The following is a 15061-nucleotide window of genomic DNA, read 5'->3' on the forward strand; positions in this document are numbered from 1 at the left end:
ACTTCACTTTTACTGAAGTCTGCCCCAGCAAAATTTAAGGATTGAAACGATGAAAAAATGGCTCCCGATGGCGTGTTTGTTGGTCAGTGGTTTTGCTGCGGCGCAACAAAACCCTATCGATCAACAGCTCGAGCAGTGTCTGAATAAGGAATCCAGCACCGCCGGCATGTCTCAATGCTACGGCACGGCCAATAAAGCCTGGGATAAAGAGATGAACGCGCAGTACACCCAAGCGATGAAAAAATTAACCGGCGCGCCTAAAGACAAATTGCGCAACGCCCAGCGCGCGTGGCTGACTTATCGCGACAGCTGGCTGGATGCCAGCCGCAGCTATTTTGTTAGCAGCCAGGGCACGATGGCCGCGCTATCGGTCGGAGCGCAGGGCGTGAGTCTGGTGCGCAATCAGGCGCTGATGTTGCAATCAATTAACAAAGGCAGTTGCGCCAACCCCGACGATTGTTGATTAATGTAAGCGTTTAATACGCTTAGCGCTGGCATCGGCCAGCGCGCCCATTAATCTGCAGGGAGAAACCATGGCTGCTTATGCCTCCACCATCATTCTTGTTTGCCTCGCCGTCCTCAGCTATTTCGTTCATAACAGCGCCGTTACCATCTCGATTCTGATCCTGCTGGCGATTAAGCTCACTCCGCTGTCGCAATTCTTTCCCTATGTGGAAAAACAGGGCATTCAGATTGGCATTATCATCCTTACCGTTGCGGTGATGGCGCCGCTGGCCAGCGGCACGCTGCCGGCTTCTTCGCTGTTGAAATCGTTCGCCAACTGGCAATCGATTATCGCGATTGTGGTGGGCGTTTTTGTCGCCTGGCTCGGCGGACGCGGCGTCAACTTTATGAGCGTGCAGCCGTCGGTGATTGGTGGGCTGTTGATTGGTACGGTGATTGGCGTGGCCTTCTTTCGTGGTGTGCCGGTCGGACCACTGATTGCTGCGGGGATCGTCTCGCTGTTTGTCACCGCGAAGTAGCGGGTTGGAGCATTCCGAAACGCCAAAAAGGGGGCATACTTTCAGAGTCAGTTGGCTATAATAGCCGTCACTCAACATATGACTAATGAAGGAAAGCCAGATGAGTTTGAACCAGGTGCCTGCAGGTAAAGAGTTGCCAGAAGATATCTACGTTGTCATTGAGATCCCGGCTAATGCCGATCCGATCAAATATGAAGTCGACAAAGAGTCTGGCGCCCTGTTTGTAGACCGTTTCATGTCTACCGCCATGTTCTATCCGTGCAACTACGGTTACATCAACCACACGCTGTCTCTGGATGGTGATCCGGTTGACGTACTGGTGCCAACCCCGTATCCGCTGGTGCCGGGCTCAGTGATCCGCTGCCGTCCCGTTGGCGTGCTGAAAATGACCGACGAGTCTGGCGAAGATGCCAAACTGGTTGCGGTTCCGCACACCAAGCTGAGCAAAGAGTACGATCACATCAAAGATGTGAACGACCTGCCAGAACTGCTGAAAGCGCAGATCACCCACTTCTTCGAGCACTACAAAGATCTGGAAAAAGGCAAATGGGTGAAGGTTGACGGCTGGGACAACGCAGAAGCGGCCAAAGCTGAAATCATCGCCTCTTACGAGCGCGCGCAGAAGAAATAAGCCTGTTTTCTGCCATGCATAAAAAAACACCGTCCATTGGACGGTGTTTTTATTTATGCCTCTGTTTCGCCATCTCGCCTTAACCAGTCACCGCTCGCGATATGCGTGCGACCCGCGACTGAACGCTGATAGACATACAGCCAGGCACTGCCGTAAGGCGTCTGAATAAGCTGGCGTTTGTATTCGCCATTTTTGGTGCGCAAGGCATCAAGTTCGCCGAGCGTGCTGGCGTCAATGCGATACACCTCGCAATAGACGCTGCCTTCTCCTTCCACCACGCCCGGATAGTGACCCAGATTGTAGAGATCAAACCCCACAATCTGATGGTCGCCGAGCCACTGCGCATTCGTCATCCAATGACTGTTTCCCTGTTTGCGCCGTAAACTGCCATAGACAATTATTCGCATTGCTAAAACTCAAACTGATAGAGCAGATCCAGTGCCTGATCGAGACCCGACACGGCTTCTAAATAGAGTTTGGGCATCAGGCGATAACGCAAGGTTAAGGTCGCCAGTGAATCAAATATGCCAACACCGTATTTTACTTGTAGACCCGGCAACACGTAACCACTCACCTGCACCTGCTGGCTATCGCCTACGCCAGCGGTATCAACCGCGAGATTACTGACACCGAAGGTCTCGCCGATTTTACCCACAACCTGACCACTTTGCGCAACCCCCAATCCAACAAGCGCTGAAGTTAATGCGTTGCTGTCGCCATCGCTGTTGAGTCCCTGACCACGTAACAGGTAGGAAAGCGCTTCCTGCTGCGACATCGCCGGATCGGAGAACACTTCCACTTTCGGCTCATCTGCCAGTCCGGTTACCCGTAATCCAGCGGTGACATCGTCTTCGGTAGCCTCTGGATTACGGATCGCCTCGAGGTTGACGTACGGCTGATCCGGCGGCCCAGCGAACTGCAGCTCACCTTTGCGCACCACCAGATCCTGACCATACGCATGGAAGCGGCCGGATGGGATATTGATCTGGCCGTTTAAGCCTAAGCCATTTTTATCCTGCACCAGTTTGAGATCGCCATTCAGTTTGGCTTTCAGGCCAAACGCCGAAAGGCGCACATCATTACCGACGTGGATCACCAGATTGCTGTTGATCGGGATCGCGGCGGTTTTCGGCTGAATCGGTTTGAGATTTTGATCCAGCATCACCTCATCGGAAGAGACGCCGGTGGCGCTTTCCGGCACTTCCTGCACGGTAATGCGCGCCCACGGAATATCCACTCTGCCGTCGAGACTGAATGCGGCTGGCGTGGCTTCAAACACCAGATCCGGAGAGACATCCATGCGCACCATCGGCGGCACGGTGACGCGGATGCGGCTGCCTTGTGCCGCCACGCGCGCACGCCAGTTATCCAGCTGGCTCCAGTCGGCGTTACCGCTCAGGTTAAGATTGCCCTGCGCCGTCTGAATCATGCCGTTGAGCGTTGAACTCATGCCGTTGAACACCATGTTGAGATTGGCGGCGGTGAGATCGACCGGCATAAAGCTGCCATCGACATCCACATCGCTCAGCCCCAACTGACCAAACACCTGCGGCTGCTGCAGCGTGCCGCCAAGGCGCAGATTGCTGTTCAGGTTGCCTTTGATTTTCTCGCCCTGCATCAGCGCCGGATTCAGCATCGCCAGCGAAATATTGCTGATGCCAATGTTGCCCGACAGCTGACGCCGGTTCTCCGGATCGGCGATCTGCACATTGCCGCTCAGCTGGCCGTTGTTGACGATATGGATCAGCCAATCGAGCTGAGCGCGACCGTTACGCAGCGCGGCATTCAGGTTCAGGGTATCGAAGGCGATCGGCAAGGTGTTGCCCTGCACGTCCTGCTCCACTTTCACGCCGCTGCCTTTCAGCGCGACGGTGCCGGTTGGCAGCGCGCCGTCGGCGGTCCAGTTGACACGCGCATCACCGCTGAACACGCCGTTCAGTTTGGTGGCATCGGTGAGGAACGGTTTGATCATCGCCAGATCGAAGCGGTTTAGCACCACATGCGCATGTCCGCTGGCACCGGCTTCAATCGGTTCCGGTACGCACAGCTGCGCGTTCGGGTTTTGCCAGCAGTGCGGCCCAATGGTGGCGGTTTGCTTGCTGTTGAGGTAATCAATCGCCATCGCCCGCGTCAGTCGCCATTCGCCTACCGGCGTGTCGAAACGCGTGTTGTTGAGATTGCCCTGCCAGCGCTCGGTTTTGCGATCAAAGCTGCCGTTCAGCGCCAGCTGACCGGAAACCGGTTCGCCCTGTACGTCGAGCTTCAGCTGATGCTGCTTTTCGTTGCCGTCGGCGTTCAGCGTCAGCAGGTTCACTTTTAGCGCGTCCTGCTGCAGCTGTTCCACGCGCAGTTGCAGCTTACCGGCGATCTGATCGCTGGATTTCACATCGCCCTGTAACGCCACGCGACGGATTTGCAGCTGCTGCCAGCGCAAACCGGTAGCGGTGAGATCGGCCAGCAGCTGCGGCGCCTGCAAAGTACCGCGCGCTTTGACGGTGCCTTTGGCGACGCCGCCCAGGCCCGGCAGCGCGTTATCCAGATTTGGCGCATCAATGTTGGCATCAAGGTTAAGCGTGTCGCCCAACTCGCCCTTCACGTCCAGATGGTTGCGGCCCAGCGCAATGTTAAGGCCGGGCACTTTCCACTGGTTATAGCTGTTGCCGGTCAAGGTACCTTTGGCGCTCACCGCGTTCTGCTTGACGTTACCTTTCAGTTCCAACTGCGGCACGCTGAGCTGCCAGCTTCCGCCGTACAGGCTGCCGCGCGTGGCAATTTTGCCATCCAGCTTCGCTGGCCAATCCGGATACTGTTTGGCGGTGTTGATGCCGGAGAGCGTCAATTCGCTGCGCCAGCTGATGGCTTTGCTCCAGTCCACCAGCGCCGTCAGATCGATGTTGCCCTGCAGCGCCGCCACGCGCAGCTTATCGAGGTTGAACTGCTGCTCGTTGCCTTTGCCGTCGAGCGCAATAGTCGCGGGCGGCACGCCTTCGCCTTTCACTGCGGTGCGCAGCGACATCACGTAATCGGTGGCTTTGCCTTTGAACTGATAATCGAGATTATCCGCCTGATACTGCACCGCGCCGGTGAGCGGCCAGCGCAGCTGCGGGCTGGTGAGTTTCAGCGCCAGCGGTAAACCGGCAACCGCAAGTTGCGTGGTCGCATCCAGCTGCGCACGCACTGGACCGGAAAGATTCAGCCCGAGTTTCAGCTCATCACGCATCGCACCCGCGAGGTTCATTTTGATCTTCTCGCCCTTGATCGGGTCGAGATTGAGCGTGCCGTTAAGCGCGAAATTCACCGGCCAGTTATCGGCCAATGTCGCTTCACCGCTGGCGTTCACCTGTCCTTGCGGCGAATCGACATCGAAGGTTTCCAGCTGCAGATGGCGATCGGCGGTTTTGGCTTTTAACAACAGACGCGTGATTGATACGTCGGTATCGCCGGTAATGCGCAGCTGTTCACCCAGCAGTTCCTGCACGGTGATATCCAGCGGCAGCTGGAAGTCCGGCATGTCCGGTAACAGCGGCTTGGCGAACATGGCCTGCAGCGTTTCACCCAGCGGCTTTTCATCCGGCTGCGGCTGCTGCACTTTTGGCTGCACCACTTGCTCATCAACCACTTTGGCCGCTTTCGGCAGCGCAATCAGCAGGCTTTGGATATGGGTTGGCGTCAGCGTCAGTGCACGATCCTGCCACTGCAGGCCGGTGGTGAAATCGAGCAGGGAAATCGCCGTGTCATCAACTTTAACGTTGATGTTATGCAGTCCAACTTTGCTGAGCGTAATCGGATACGGCGTGCTGAGATTGGTGCTGCCGCTCTGCTCTTCCGGCGGTGGTGCGCTGGCTGGCGCCATTTTTTTGCTATCCACCACCACGCTGACATCCTGCAGCGCGATGTCATTCACACACACTGACGAATGCAGCAGGCAGTTGAGATTCAGCGCCAGATGAAAACGTCCGGCATCCACACTGACGCCCGGCATTTCATACTTCACGCCGCTTAGCGTCAGGTCGCGCCAGCCACCTTCAACCTGTTTGATCGACAAACCTGGCACCCAGCGATCGGCGCCTTTCAGCAGCAGATGCAAACCCGGCGTGGTGCCCACCAGAAACGCGATGCTGCCAAACAGCAGCACCAGAAAAATACCGATGCCAATCAGGACCTTTTTCCACAGCTTCATAGTTCAGGCCCCAATCCTACATAAAATTGCAATCCATGCTCCTTGTCGTCGCCAATCGGCCGCGCGATATCAAACTTGATCGGCCCTACCGGAGATGACCAGCGCACGCCGAAGCCGGCGCCGGTTTTCAGGTTGCTCTGCTTGATGTCGTTGACCGCTTCACCAGAATCGACGAACACCGCGCCCCACCATTTGCCGGTCACGTTGTATTGATACTCAAGCGAGCCGGTGGCCATTTTCGAGGCGCCGGTCAGCTTGCCATTGTCATCACGTGGCGATACGTCTTTGTATTTGTAACCGCGAATACTGCGATCACCACCGGCGAAGAAGCGCAGATCCGGCGGCACTTTGTCGAAGTCGTTGGTTTCAATCCAGCCAACATTGCCGCGCGCCACAAAGCGATGCTTATCGGCGAGCGTGCGAATCCAGACGTTTTGCGCCTGCAGGATGACGAAATCAACGTCCGAACCCCATGTGGTATCCGACACGTCGACCGAGTAACGCTGCGAATCGCCCCACGTCGGCATCAAACCGCCGCGCGAACGGGTTCGGTTCAGGCTGACGCCCGGATAGAGCAGCATGGTGGTGTTGGTAACGCTGGCTTGGGTAAAGTGGTCGAGGCTCCAGCGCAGGTTAATCGCCTTCTGCCAGCCGCTGCTGCTGTCCCAGTTACGCGACATCGCCAGCGTGGTGGTATCAGCTTTAGTGTCATTAAGATCGGTGCGCTTCACGCCGCCGGAGAAGGTGTAATACTGCTCGAGCGGACTTTTCAGCAGCGGAACTTTGTAGCTGAGATCGAGCTGCTGCTCAGGCGCAGAGACGTAGGCGCTGGCGGCCAGGCTGTGGCCGCTGCTGTTGATCCACGGTTTTTTCCACGTGCCTTTAATGCGCGGCCCGACATCGGTGGAGTAACCAACGCCGGTTTCAATGGTGTTTTCCACGCGTGGCGATACCACCGCATTCAGCGGCAGCACTTTGGTTTGACGGCCTTTATCAAATTCAGGCGCGACCACCACCGAGTTGAACCAGCCAGTTGCCGATAAGCGGCGGTTGAGTTCCGCCAGATCGCGCGAGCTGTAGTGATCGCCCTTTTTAAATGGCACCAGATTTTGCAGATAGGCTTCGTCGATTTGCGAGCCCTGGAAACCGACATCGCCAAAACGGTAGCGCGGGCCGCTATCGTAATTGATATCCCAGAAGGCTTCGCGCCGTTCAACCGAAACGCCAAGCTGGCTTTGCTTAAAGTCACCGTCGAAGTAACCATTACGCAATGCCAGGCTGGAGAAGCCGTTTTTAAATTTGTCGTAGTCGCCGTGATTGAGCTGTGTACCTACTTTCGGCGTGCCCTGTTTGACCCAGGCTTGATAATCCTTGTCGGTGCGGGCTTCACCTTCAATCACGATGGTGCTACCGCCGATCTTGACCGGTTCGCCGGGCTTAACGTGCGCGATCAATACCGGACGACCACCTTGTGGCGGTGCCGGGCGCGATTCGAAATCGATCTCAGGTTCGTAATAACCCAGCGCACGTAGGCCTTCTTTGATCGCTTCCGCAACACGCGCGCGGAAACGGCCGTCGTTCGACACTTCGTCACTGCCGATAGTGGACAAGCGTGCCCTGACGTTCTTCTGTAAATCCCCGGTAAGACCGTCCAACTGCAAGCGCACTTTGGCTGCCTCAACGGCAGGTGCAGCAAGCAACAGGCTGGCCAAACAATAAATATGAAATCGTGGCACACGTACTCCTGTTAATAATGCCGGCCCCTATTCCGCAGGGGCGTTTATTCTCTGGAAGGGTATCATCACCGCGCGTGTACCCATCAGCATAGCCGCCTTTTTTCTGCCTATCGGCGTAAACCCGGCGACTAAGCCAAATTGTGACCTATTGTCGGTAAATGGGGGAAACGATACAACAAGCACAAGCTTGTTCTTCAGCAGACGGTTGCTCACTCGGATTAATCCGAGCGCTTATCATGCCCCTATAGCGGCATGATAAGCGCTGCTGCTATAATCAGCGACCAGCAGGCCTCGCCTGCACCTTTTTCTGCCCCGACGTTAACTTTATCTTGTCGATATGGCGCAGACATTTTTGGCACGGATAGCCTGTTTGACTGGCAAGTACCGGACGTACGCCCACTCCCGCGCTGCCCAGGCCAAAAATGACAAGTGATTAACCCAACGGATCTTTTATGCTCGATAGCTTGCTTGTCATTCTTTTACTGATAGTCATCAGTTCATTTTTTTCCCTTTCAGAGATCTCGCTGGCAGCCGCCCGTAAGATCAAGCTGAAGCTGCTGGCTGACGAAGGCAACATCAATGCCCAGCGTGTGCTGAAGATGCAGGAACAACCTGGCATGTTCTTCACCGTGGTGCAGATTGGCCTGAATGCCGTCGCCATCCTCGGCGGTATCGTCGGCGATGCCGCCTTCTCGCCCGCCTTTAATAGCTTATTCAGCCGCTTTGTGGCACCCGAATTGGCTGAACAGCTCAGCTTTATCTGCTCCTTCACCATCGTGACCAGCCTGTTCATTCTGTTTGCTGACCTGACGCCAAAACGCGTCGGCATGATTGCTCCGGAAGCAGTGGCGCTGCGCATCATCAACCCGATGCGCTTCTGCTTAGTGGTGCTGCGTCCGCTGGTGTGGCTGTTCAACGGCCTGGCGAACGTCTTCTTCCGCCTATTCAAACTGCCGATGGTGCGTAAAGACGACATCACCTCCGACGATATTTATGCGGTGGTCGAAGCCGGTGCGCTGGCGGGCGTGCTGCGTAAGCAGGAACATGAGTTGATTGAAAACGTGTTTGAGCTGGAATCACGCACCGTGCCGTCATCGATGACCTCGCGCGAGAACGTGGTGTGGTTCGATTTACACGAAGATGAAACCACGCTGAAAACCAAAATCGCCCAGCATCCGCACTCCAAATTCATTGTCTGCGATGGCGATATCGACCACATCGTCGGCTATGTCGATTCCAAAGAGCTGCTGCTGCGTGTGTTGGGCAATCAAAGCCTGACGCTGAACAGCGGTGTGAATATTCGTTCTGCGCTGATTGTGCCGGATACGCTGACGCTCTCCGAAGCGCTGGAAAGCTTCAAAACCGCCGGTGAAGACTTCGCGGTGATCATGAACGAATACGCGCTGGTGGTCGGCATCATTACGCTGAATGATGTGATGACCACGTTGATGGGCGATTTGGTGGGCCAGGGTCAGGAAGAGCAGATTGTCGCGCGTGATGAGAACTCATGGCTGGTGGAAGGCGGAACGCCAATTGATGACGTGATGCGTGTGCTGGATATCGATGATTTCCCGCAATCTGGCAACTACGAAACCATCGGCGGCTTCATGATGTACATGCTGCGCAAGATTCCGAAGCGTACCGACTTTGTGAAGTTTTCCGGCTACAAGTTTGAAGTGGTGGATATTGATAGCTACCGCATCGACCAACTGCTGGTTACGCGTATTGATGAGCGCCCGCCGGTGCTGAATGTGACCAAGAATGCGCTGGATGAAGCAGAGTCATCGTAGGGTCACCATTCATGGCAACCAACCAACAATCGCACAAAAAACTGAGGGCGCCATCGGCGCCCTTTCTTATGCTTACTTAGTTGTACTCGGCTTGCAGCCGCAGCACCTGGCGATTGATTTCTGACATCACGCTGAGATGCTGTTTATCTTTGACACGCGGCAACATCACTTTGCCCTTATCAAACTCGAACGCGCCCACATCCTTGATGTACAACCTTCCTCTAAATAGCGTTTTTACATATTTCGCAATTTGCAGCGGATTATAGCGCTGGAAGATCTTCATGCTGTTTAACTCCTGAAAATGTTTAATACGCTCCGTCGTGACCAAATTTGGTACGAACCCATGAAGCGCAAATGAGGCATAACTATAGAGCATCCTTTCTTACCAATGTTCCGAAAAGGTGAATTATTTACTGAATTGACACATCATTACAGAATACTCTGTTATCAGCCTCACGAAACCCAGTATAAACCTTCACTCATTATGGAATTGTGGCATAGGTTGCAAACCTGTTAACTCATTGCGACAGACGCATCATCCATGCCTAATATTGCAGGAACATGAACAACTGGTCGGATCACCAAGGAGTTTGATAAATGCGTTTGAGACACACTGTGATAGCACTGGCACTGCTGCTGCCTGGCCTGGCTTCGGCACATGCATTCAAACTGGGTGAACGCGTGCCCGCTGTTGGCGTTAACGACAAAGGAGAGCTGGTTTATCAACAAGATGAAGATAAGTTTAGCTACAAATCCTGGAATAGCGCGCAGCTGAGCGGAAAAGTTCGCGTCATCCTGCATATTGCCGGTCGTTCTTCGGCGAAAGAGCAGAACGCGGCGTTAATTGAAGCCATCAAAGCCGCGCATCTGCCGCACGATCGTTATCAAACCACCACTATCGTCAATACCGACGATGCGATTCCTGGCACCGGCATGTTTGTGCGCAGCAGCATTGAGAGCAATAAGCAGCAGTATCCGTGGTCGCAGTTTATCGTCGATAGCAACGGCAGCGCGCGTCAGGCATGGCAATTGGAGAAAGGGGGATCGGCGATTGTAGTGCTGGATAACACCGCACATGTGCGTTACGTCAAAGATGGTCCGCTGACGCAGGATGAAGTGCAGCAGGCGATAAAGTTAATTCATGAGTTGTTGCAGAAGTGAGTGAAGGTCGCCATAAATGGCGACCCTACAAATCTTAAAACAGTGATACGCGGAAACCAGGATTGAGGAACGATTCGCGCGGGGCGTAATCGAGAGTTTTGCCCTGCCAATCGTGGACATGCGCGCCGGCGGCAATCGCCACCGCATGGCCTGCGCCAGTATCCCAGATGTTAGTTGGCCCGAAGCGCGGATAAAGCTGCGCGCTGCCTTCGGCCACCAGACAGAACTTCAGCGATGAGCCAATTGCGGTGGTTTGATGCTCGCCAAGCTGATGCAGATACTCCTGCAACTCGGTATCGCTATCAAAATGCGAACGGCTTACCACCACCAACGGTGGACGCGCTTCACGCGCGTGGATCTGCGTCTGATGGCCGTTTTCTTCTTTCCAGGCTTTACCTTCAGCAGCCGAATACATCACGCCCAGCACCGGCGCGTACACCACGCCCAATACCGGCTTTCCGTTTTCGATTAGCGCGATATTGACCGTGAACTCGCCGTTGCGCTTGATAAACTCTTTGGTGCCATCCAGCGGATCGACCAGCCAGTATTTCTGCCAGTGCTGACGGACGTCCCAGCTCGGTGGATCCTCTTCAGACAGCACCGGCACCTCCGGCGAAAGCGCCTTCAGGCCTTGCACAATAACGCGATGCGCCGCGAGATCGGCCGCGGTGACTGGAGAATCATCCGACTTGCGGGTCACATCAACCGGCTCTGCACCGTTATAAACCTGCATAATGGCATCGCCCGCATCACGTGCCAGCTGACAAATTTTATCTAACATTCTTTACCTCTTTTCTGCTGATTCTGCCCGTCAGACACCAACCGCCAATCTGTTCTTATTTTAGCAGTTGTCATTCAACAGCCTGCGACTGTGCTGTCTGCTCCGGCAATCTATATGATTATCAATACCATTGTTCAACAGCGGCGGCTATGGCGGGATGCTGAATGCGCTTTTATGGCGGCCCGGCAGCAGATATTGGATGAAAGTCCGAGCTCCATCACAAATTGAAATGATAATTCGTCATGGTTTTACATTATTTTGAGAGGCCCATTGGACCGAACAAGGAGCAAGCGATGTTCAAAGCGAGCATGTCGTTATTGGCACTCTGTATTACTGCCGCCACGGTACAGGCTGCTACGGTGGATCTGCGCATTCTGGAAACCACCGATCTGCACAGCAATATGATGGATTTCGATTATTACAAAGATACGCCGACGGAGAAGTTCGGCCTGGTGCGCACCGCCACCTTAATTCAGCAGGCGCGCGCCGAAGCGAAGAACAGCGTGCTGGTCGATAACGGCGATATTATTCAAGGCAGTCCGCTGGGCGATTACATGGCGGCGAAAGGGCTGAAAACGGGCGAAGTACATCCGGTGTATAAAGCGATGAACACGCTGGATTACGCGGTCGGAAACCTCGGTAATCATGAATTCAATTACGGCTTACCCTATCTGCAAAAAGCGCTGGCCGGCGCGCGTTTTCCTTACGTCAATGCCAACATTATCGACGAGAAAAGTGGAAAACCGCTGTTTACGCCCTACTTAATCAAAGAAACCACGGTAACAGACCGTGACGGCAAGCCGCATAAGCTGAAAATTGGTTACATCGGCTTCGTTCCGCCACAGATTATGGTGTGGGATCGCAACAATCTGCAGGGAAAAGTACGGGTTGATGACATCACTGAAACAGCGAAACGTTATGTGCCGGAAATGCGCGCAAAAGGTGCTGAAATAATCATCGCTATTCCGCATTCCGGTTTGAGCAGTGAACCCTATCACGCCATGGCAGAAAATTCGGTTTACTATCTCAGCCAGGTTCCCGGCATCAACGCCATCATGTTCGGCCACGCTCACGCGGTGTTCCCGAGCAAAGAGTTTGCGGCAATTAAAGGCGCTGATATCGCCCAAGGCACGCTCAACGGTGTTCCGTCGGTGATGCCCGGCATGTGGGGCGATCATCTTGGTGTGGTCGATCTGGTGCTAAATAATGAGGGCGGCAAATGGCAGGTCGCGCAGGGCAAAGCCGAAGCGCGCCCAATTTATGACAGCGCAGCGAAAAAATCGCTGGCGGCTGAAGATGCCGATCTGGTGAAAGTGCTGGAGCAGGATCACCGCGCCACGCGCGAGTTTGTTGCCAAACCGATCGGTAAATCTGCCGACGTGATGTACAGCTACCTGTCGCTGGTGCAGGACGATCCTACGGTGCAGATCGTTAACAACGCGCAGCGCGCTTACGTTGAGCATTTTATTCAGGGCGATCCTGATCTTGGTCGCTTGCCGGTGCTCTCCGCCGCCGCGCCGTTTAAAGCCGGTGGTCGTAAAAACGATCCCGCCAGCTATGTCGAAGTGGAAAAAGGTAATCTCACCTTCCGTAACGCCGCCGATCTCTATCTCTATCCCAATACGCTGGTGGTGATGAAAGTCAGCGGTGCACAGGTGAAAGAGTGGCTGGAGTGCTCAGCCGCGCAGTTTAATCAAATCGACCCGCACAGCAGCAAACCGCAATCGCTGATTAACTGGGATTTCCGCACCTATAACTTTGATGTGATCGATGGCGTGCAGTATCAAATCGATGTCACACAACCGGCGCGCTATGACGCGGAATGTACGCTGATCAATAAAGGGGCTTCGCGCATTAAGGATCTCAGTTGGCAAGGCAAGCCAATCGATCCTGATGCCACTTTCCTGGTCGCCACCAATAACTACCGTGCTTATGGCGGCAAGTTTGCCGGTACCGGCGATAAGTATATTGCCTTCGCATCTCCGGATGAGAACCGCTCGGTGGTTGCCGCTTATATCAGCAGCGAAACCAAAGCGCATGGCGAAGTGAAACCGCAGGCCGATCACAACTGGCGTTTAGCAAAAATTAATAGCACCACGCCGCTGGATATCCGTTTTGAAACCGCGCCTGGCGAAAAAGCGACGAAATTTATCGAGCAGCATGCCGATTACCCGATGAAAGCCGTGGGCAGCGATGAGATAGGTTTTGCGCTGTGGCAGGTGGATTTGCAGAAGAAATGACGAATAAGGGCGGCGATTGCCGCCCTCTTGCTACTTACAGAATTTCCAGCAGCTCAACTTCGAAAATCAGGGTGCTGAATGGCGGGATAGAGGCACCTGCACCGCGCTCGCCGTAAGCGAGGTTGTGTGGAATCGCCAGTTCCCACTTGGAACCGACTGGCATCAGCGTCAGCGCTTCGATCCAACCCGCGATTACGCCGCTAACCGGGAATTCTGCCGGCTCGCCACGCGCGACTGAGCTGTCGAATACGGTGCCATCGATCAGTTTGCCGGTGTAATGCACGCGTACACGATCCTGACGTGAAGGGATTGGCCCCTCGCCCTGGGTGATGACGCTGAACTGCAGACCGGTTTCGGTGCTGCTTACGCCTTCGCGCTGTGCGTTCTGCTCAAGGAAAGTCTGACCTTCTGCCGCCATCGCTTCTACACGCTCACGACGCACGCCTTCAGCGCGTTCGTGCACTTCACGCAGTGCGCGATGTACCACGTCAACCGGGACGGCCGGTGAGTTCCCTTCCAGCGCGTCGCGCAGGCCGGCGAGCAGTGCTTCTGGCTGCAGACCCTGCAGTCCAGACTCTTGCAGCTGCTGGCCTACCTGTAAACCGATACCGTAACTTGCTTGTGATTCGACGCTGTCGAATGAAGGGGTCGTCATCTTGATTCCTTAATCCCGGAGAAAAATAGAACCGGCAGCATACCAGCGCGGGCGGCTGGCGTAAAATCTCACGCGCCGCAGATGACATTTCCCGGCGAAACGGAAACAATACAGCGGTCAAATTTTTCAATGCTGCCAGGCACTTCCTGTCAGCATTGCTCATACTATAGCTGTGGCGAGGTTTTCACCTGCCACCGTCGGAACAAGAGAGAATACATGGGCCAGATCGCCCCACGACGTCGCAGGACGCGCGCACCGCGTACTTTATTACCTTGGTTGCAACGTTGGCTGCCGCGCATTCCGCGCAAAGCCGCCAGCGAGGAGGATTCACGAATGGCTTCCGATCACCCTTCCCGCGTTCCCGCCGCACTGCAGCGCGTCTGGCATTTGCTGGATGATGTGCGCTGGATGGATCCGCTGCCCGCTTTGCATCGTCGCGGCATTGTTATTGCCCTGCTGGTGCTGCTGCTGGCGTTTCTCTGGCCAAGCAGTACGCCACAGTATCCGGTTGAGCGTCCGGCAGACACTAACGCTAAAGAAGTACCAATGCAGGCGGAGATTTACGATAACAATCAACAGCAGAACACGCCGCCGAAAACCGATTCGCAGGGCGAATGGCGCACCTACAATGTGGCATCAGGCCAGACGCTGGCGCAGCTGTTCCGCGACAACAATTTGCCGGTGAATGATGTGTTTGCCATGGCGCGTGTCGAAGGTGATGGTCAGCCGCTGAGCGCGTTGCAGAATGGTCAGCAGGTGAAGATTCGTCAGAACGCGCAAGGCGTGGTGACCGGTTTAACGGTGGATGGCAGCAACGGTCCGGTGCTGTTTACGCGTCAGCCGGATGGCAGCTTTATCCGCGCTCAGTAAATCGCAGAAACAAAAACGCCGGCGCAAGGCCGGC

At 55.0% G+C, this 15061-nt stretch carries 13 protein-coding genes; 7 read left to right on the plus strand and 6 right to left on the minus strand.

Going from position 1 to position 15061, the window contains the following annotated elements:
• The first annotated feature begins 49 nt into the window (after positions 1 to 49).
• The 3 genes from VIJ98_RS17500 (at position 50) to ppa (ending at position 1614) form a co-directional block, all read left to right on the plus strand.
• On the plus strand, positions 50 to 463 hold the full coding sequence (locus VIJ98_RS17500) for a lysozyme inhibitor LprI family protein (protein WP_154154965.1): 414 nt from the start codon (positions 50 to 52) through the stop codon (positions 461 to 463).
• Between the two features lie 70 nt (positions 464 to 533).
• Positions 534 to 983, plus strand: coding sequence for a DUF441 domain-containing protein (locus tag VIJ98_RS17505; RefSeq protein WP_008103576.1), 450 nt, complete (start codon positions 534 to 536; stop codon positions 981 to 983).
• 100 nt (positions 984 to 1083) lie between these two features.
• Positions 1084 to 1614, plus strand: a complete 531-nt coding sequence (ppa, locus tag VIJ98_RS17510) for an inorganic diphosphatase (protein ID WP_007892166.1) — start codon at positions 1084 to 1086, stop codon at positions 1612 to 1614.
• A gap of 53 nt (positions 1615 to 1667) precedes the next feature.
• On the opposite strand, the gene VIJ98_RS17515 is transcribed toward ppa, so the two are convergent.
• The 3 genes from VIJ98_RS17515 to VIJ98_RS17525 are packed head-to-tail and all read right to left on the minus strand — an operon-like array spanning position 1668 to position 7530.
• Positions 1668 to 2021, minus strand: coding sequence for a gamma-glutamylcyclotransferase (locus VIJ98_RS17515; protein WP_101762883.1), 354 nt, complete (start codon positions 2019 to 2021; stop codon positions 1668 to 1670).
• 2 nt (positions 2022 to 2023) lie between these two features.
• Positions 2024 to 5794, minus strand: coding sequence for a translocation/assembly module TamB domain-containing protein (locus VIJ98_RS17520; RefSeq protein WP_154154962.1), 3771 nt, complete (start codon positions 5792 to 5794; stop codon positions 2024 to 2026).
• Positions 5791 to 7530, minus strand: a complete 1740-nt coding sequence (locus tag VIJ98_RS17525; protein WP_323275258.1) for an autotransporter assembly complex family protein — start codon at positions 7528 to 7530, stop codon at positions 5791 to 5793. Before VIJ98_RS17525 ends, VIJ98_RS17520 begins: the two co-directional genes overlap by 4 nt.
• 452 nt (positions 7531 to 7982) lie before the next feature.
• Here VIJ98_RS17525 and VIJ98_RS17530 point away from each other — a divergent pair, with 452 nt between their 5' ends.
• A complete protein-coding gene (locus tag VIJ98_RS17530; RefSeq protein WP_061720179.1) occupies positions 7983 to 9320 on the plus strand; it encodes a hemolysin family protein in 1338 nt (445 codons plus the stop codon).
• A gap of 76 nt (positions 9321 to 9396) precedes the next feature.
• Here the strand turns inward: VIJ98_RS17530 and VIJ98_RS17535 are convergent, their stop codons facing one another.
• Complete coding sequence (locus tag VIJ98_RS17535; protein ID WP_007892150.1) at positions 9397 to 9603, minus strand: DUF1107 domain-containing protein; 207 nt, start codon at positions 9601 to 9603, stop codon at positions 9397 to 9399.
• 314 nt (positions 9604 to 9917) lie between these two features.
• Here VIJ98_RS17535 and VIJ98_RS17540 point away from each other — a divergent pair, with 314 nt between their 5' ends.
• The gene (locus VIJ98_RS17540; protein WP_323275261.1) at positions 9918 to 10481 is read left to right on the plus strand and encodes a YtfJ family protein; all 564 of its coding nucleotides are present in this window, start codon (positions 9918 to 9920) and stop codon (positions 10479 to 10481) included.
• 34 nt (positions 10482 to 10515) lie between these two features.
• Here VIJ98_RS17540 and cysQ read toward each other — a convergent pair whose 3' ends face one another.
• On the minus strand, positions 10516 to 11262 hold the full coding sequence (gene cysQ, locus VIJ98_RS17545) for a 3'(2'),5'-bisphosphate nucleotidase CysQ (protein WP_154154959.1): 747 nt from the start codon (positions 11260 to 11262) through the stop codon (positions 10516 to 10518).
• 293 nt (positions 11263 to 11555) lie between these two features.
• On the opposite strand from cysQ, the gene VIJ98_RS17550 reads away from it, so the two are divergent.
• The gene (locus VIJ98_RS17550; protein WP_323275263.1) at positions 11556 to 13502 is read left to right on the plus strand and encodes a bifunctional 2',3'-cyclic-nucleotide 2'-phosphodiesterase/3'-nucleotidase; all 1947 of its coding nucleotides are present in this window, start codon (positions 11556 to 11558) and stop codon (positions 13500 to 13502) included.
• 34 nt (positions 13503 to 13536) lie between these two features.
• Here VIJ98_RS17550 and fklB read toward each other — a convergent pair whose 3' ends face one another.
• Positions 13537 to 14157: an FKBP-type peptidyl-prolyl cis-trans isomerase gene (gene fklB, locus VIJ98_RS17555; RefSeq protein ID WP_008103590.1), complete on the minus strand. Its 621-nt coding sequence runs from the start codon at positions 14155 to 14157 to the stop codon at positions 13537 to 13539.
• Between the two features lie 216 nt (positions 14158 to 14373).
• Here fklB and VIJ98_RS17560 point away from each other — a divergent pair, with 216 nt between their 5' ends.
• Positions 14374 to 15027 (plus strand): LysM-like peptidoglycan-binding domain-containing protein, encoded by a 654-nt coding sequence (locus VIJ98_RS17560; RefSeq protein ID WP_312183872.1) that lies wholly within the window; start codon positions 14374 to 14376, stop codon positions 15025 to 15027.
• Positions 15028 to 15061 lie beyond the last annotated feature (34 nt).

It is taken from the genome of Pantoea sp. S18 (assembly GCF_045689705.1).
Classification (GTDB): domain Bacteria; phylum Pseudomonadota; class Gammaproteobacteria; order Enterobacterales; family Enterobacteriaceae; genus Pantoea; species Pantoea symbiotica.